Raw genomic sequence first — 4147 nt, forward strand, 5'->3', positions numbered from 1 at the left:
CCCCAAAGCCACCGCCGCACTGCACCTGCACGACCTGACCCAACACCTGGATCTGGCGCTGTTCGTGCTCTACTCCTCCATCGCCGCCACGGTCGGCTCACCCGGCCAAGCCAACTACGCCACCGCCAACGCCATCCTCGATGCCCTGGCCCACCACCGCCAAGCCCACGGCCTACCCGCCCAATCCCTCGGCTGGGGCCTGTGGGCCCAGGAAAGCACCATCAGCGCCACGCTGAGCGACACCGACCAGGCCCGCGCCGCCCGCCTCGGCCGCACCTTGTCCACCCAGGACGGCCTGACCCTGTTCGACACCGCCCAGCGCACCGGCCTACCCCACCTCCTCCCCACCCACCTCGACCTGCCGGCCCTGCGTGCCGCCGTCGCACAACGCCCGGTTCCCGCCCTGCTACGCGGTTTGGTCCGCGCCCCGATCCGCCGCGCCAACACCCACACCAGCCCGTCCACCCTCGCCACCACCCTGGCCGCCCTGTCCGAACCCGACCAGCACCGCCACCTACTCCAACTCGTCATCACCGAGGTCGCCGCCGTCCTCGGCCATTCCAGCGCCCAGGCCATCGATCCCGCCAAAGCCTTCAAAGAACTCGGCTTCGACTCCCTGACCGCCGTCGAACTCCGCAACCGGATGAGCAGCGGCACCGGACTACGGCTGCCCGCCACGCTGGTCTTCGACCACCCCAGCCCCACCGCCCTCGTCGAGCACCTGCGCACCGAGCTGATCGGCGCCGGTGCCGCCGCACCCGTCACCCGGACCGCACCCACCCACACCGACTCCGACCCGATCGCCATCGTCGCGATGGCGTGCCGGTACCCGGGCGGCGTGGCCTCGCCCGAGGATCTGTGGCAGTTGGTCGCCTCCGGCACCGACGCCATCGGCGAGTTCCCCACCGACCGCGGCTGGGACCTCGACGCCCTGTACGACCCGGACGGACAGCGGCCCGGCTCCAGCTACGTCCGGGACGGCGGGTTCGTCCACGACGCGGGCGAGTTCGACGCCGGCCTGTTCGGCATCTCCCCGCGCGAAGCCCTCGCCATGGACCCCCAACAACGCCTACTCCTGGAAACCGCCTGGGAGGCCTTCGAACGCGCCGGCATCACCCGCCATGCGTTGCGCGGCAGCCACACCGGCGTCTTCGTCGGCGTCCCGGCCGCCGGCTACGGCACCGGCAGCCGGCTCCCCGACGGCGTCGAGGGCCATCTGCTCACCGGCAGTTCCACCAGCGTCGCGTCCGGCCGCCTGGCCTACACGTTCGGCCTGGAAGGCCCGGCCGTCACCATCGACACCGCCTGCTCCTCCTCCCTCGTCGCCCTGCACCTCGCCGTCCAAGCCCTGCGCCACGGCGAATGTGACCTCGCCCTCGCCGGCGGCGCCACCGTCATGGCCACGCCGGGCATCTTCACCGAGTTCTCCCGCCAGAACGGCCTGTCCCCGGACGGCCGCTGCAAGGCCTTCGCCGCCGCCGCCGACGGCACCGGCTGGTCCGAAGGCGTCGGCATCCTGGTCGTCGAACGCCTCTCCGACGCACAGCGCAACGGCCACCGCATCCTCGCCGTGGTGCGCGGCACCGCGGTCAACTCCGACGGCGCGTCGAACGGCCTGACCGCCCCCAACGGCCCCTCCCAACAACGCGTCATCCGCGCCGCCCTCACCGCCGCCGGCCTCACCCCGTCCGATGTGGACACCGTAGAAGCACACGGCACCGGCACCACCCTGGGCGACCCCATCGAAGCCCAAGCCGTCCTGGCCACCTACGGCCAAAACCGCGAAACCCCACTCTGGCTCGGCTCCATCAAGTCCAACATCGGCCACGCGCAAGCCGCCGCCGGCGTCGCCGGAGTCATCAAGATGGTGATGGCCCTGCGCCACAACCAACTGCCGTCAACCCTGCATGTCGATCAACCCTCTCCGCACGTGGACTGGTCGGCCGGCAACGTCGAACTGCTCACCCAGCCCCAGTCCTGGCCCACCGACCCGAGCCGAACCCGCCGCGCCGCTGTGTCCTCCTTCGGCGTCAGCGGCACCAACGCCCATCTCATCATCGAGGAGCCCCCCACCCGACCCCAGCAGCCACCGCCCTCCACCCCCACTGGAGTGCTGCCCTGGCTGCTCTCCGCCAAGACCGAGGAGGCACTCCAAGCCCAAGCCGAACGCTTACACACCCAGCTGTCCGATACCCACCCTCAACCCATCGACGTGGCCACGGCATTGGCCACCACCCGCACCACCCTGGAACACCGCGCGGTCATCCTCACCTCCGACCGCACCGATGCCCTGTCCACCCTGGGCGCCCTGGCCGATGCTCAATCCACCCCCCACACCGTCATCCGCGGCCACGCTCAACCCGGCCGTCTGGCGGTGCTGTTCACCGGTCAGGGCGCCCAATACCCCGGTATGGGCCAGCAGCTCTACCAGGCTTTCCCGGTCTTCGCCGAAACTCTGGACGCCGTGTGTGCCCGGTTCGATCTGGACCGTCCCCTCAAGGAAGTCCTCTTCGCTGAGTCGGACTCCGATTCCGGTCTGGTGCACCACACCGTGTTCACCCAGGCCGGCCTGTTCGCGCTGGAAGTCGCTCTGTACCGGCTGGTCGAGTCCTGGGGTGTGCGCCCGGATTTCCTGTTGGGCCATTCGATCGGCGAACTCGCCGCCGCTCACATCGCCGGTGTGCTGTCCCTGGACGACGCCTGCACCCTGGTCGCCGCGCGCGGCACGCTGATGCAGGCCCTGCCACCGGGCGGCGCCATGCTGGCCGTGCAGGCCACCGAAACCGACGTCGCCGAGGCGATCGCCGACTACACCGGCCGAGTGAGCATCGCCGCGATCAACGCCCCCACCTCAGTGGTCATCTCCGGCGATGAGGATGTGATCGAGGAGTTGGCGCCCCGCTGGGCCAAGACCAAGCGGCTCACCGTCTCCCACGCCTTCCACTCCCCGCGCATGCAACCCATGCTGGCCGAGTTCCACGCCGTGGCCGAAACCCTCACCTACCACCCACCCTCGATCCCGATCGTGTCCAACGTGTCCGGCGCACTGGTGGACCCGGAGCAGATCCAGACCCCTGACTACTGGGTGCGGCACGTGCGTGAGGCGGTCCGGTTCGCCGAGGGCATCACCACCCTGCACACCCAGGGCGCGACCCGGTTCCTCGAACTCGGCCCGGACGCCATCCTCACCGCACTGACCCCGCACTGCGTAACCGAACCGGTCGTTGCGGTGCCCGCTCTGCGTCCTGGCCGGGACGACCCGCACACCCTGCTCACCGCCCTGGCCACCCTGCACGTCCACGGCATCGCCGTCGACTGGCCCGCACTGCTGGCGCCCTATGGCGGACAGGCCATCGACCTACCCACCTATCCCTTCCAACGCCAGCGCTACTGGCTCACCGCCACTGCCAGCCCACCCACCACCGACCCGGCCGACACCGAGTTCTGGGCCGCGATCGACGAGCAGGACCTCGACACCCTCGCCGAGCGCCTCAACCTGTCCAGTCGCGAAGAACTCGGCGTGGTCGTGCCGGCCTTGTCGGCCTGGCGACAGCGCCGCGACACCGAGGCGATGCTGGCCGATTGGCGCTACCGCATCGCCTGGGAGCCGGCCACCATCACCGCGCCCACCACGATCACCAGGCCCACCACGCTCACCAGGCCCACCACGATCACCGGGCCCAGCGCGATCACCGTGTCCAGCACCGGGCCGACCACGAGCGCCCCGGCCGCCTTGGCCGGTACCTGGCTTGTGGCCGCGCCGGACCCGGAGTTGGCAGCGGCGCTGCGTGCGGCCGGTGCGACCGTGCTCGAGGCCGACCCGACCGCACCGTCGCTGTCCGAACTCGGCGCCATCACCGCGATCACGGGGATTGTGGTGCCTGGCGGTGACCCGGACGTGGTGCTGGCCACGCTGCATGCGGTGCTGCAGGCCGGGATCGACACCCGGATCTGGGCACTGACCCGAGGCGCGGTCTCGGTAGGCCGCTCCGACCCGCTCACCGATCCGGAACAAGCGCTGGTGTGGGGTCTGGGTCGGGTCGCCGCCCTGGAACACCCCCAGACATGGGGCGGCCTGATCGACCTCCCACCACAACTAGACCAGCGAGCCATGGGCCGGTTGGCCACGATCCTGACCGGCCGCACC

At 70.7% G+C, this 4147-nt stretch carries 1 protein-coding gene; it reads left to right on the forward strand.

Annotated features, from left to right (window positions below; all coding sequences use genetic code 11):
* Positions 1-4147, forward strand: a 4147-nt coding sequence (locus VFV67_RS09530; protein ID WP_326468865.1) for a beta-ketoacyl synthase N-terminal-like domain-containing protein, incomplete at both ends; no start/stop codon positions are given.

It is taken from the genome of Actinophytocola sp. (assembly GCF_035762905.1).
Taxonomy (GTDB): Bacteria; Actinomycetota; Actinomycetes; order Mycobacteriales; family Pseudonocardiaceae; genus DASYTH01.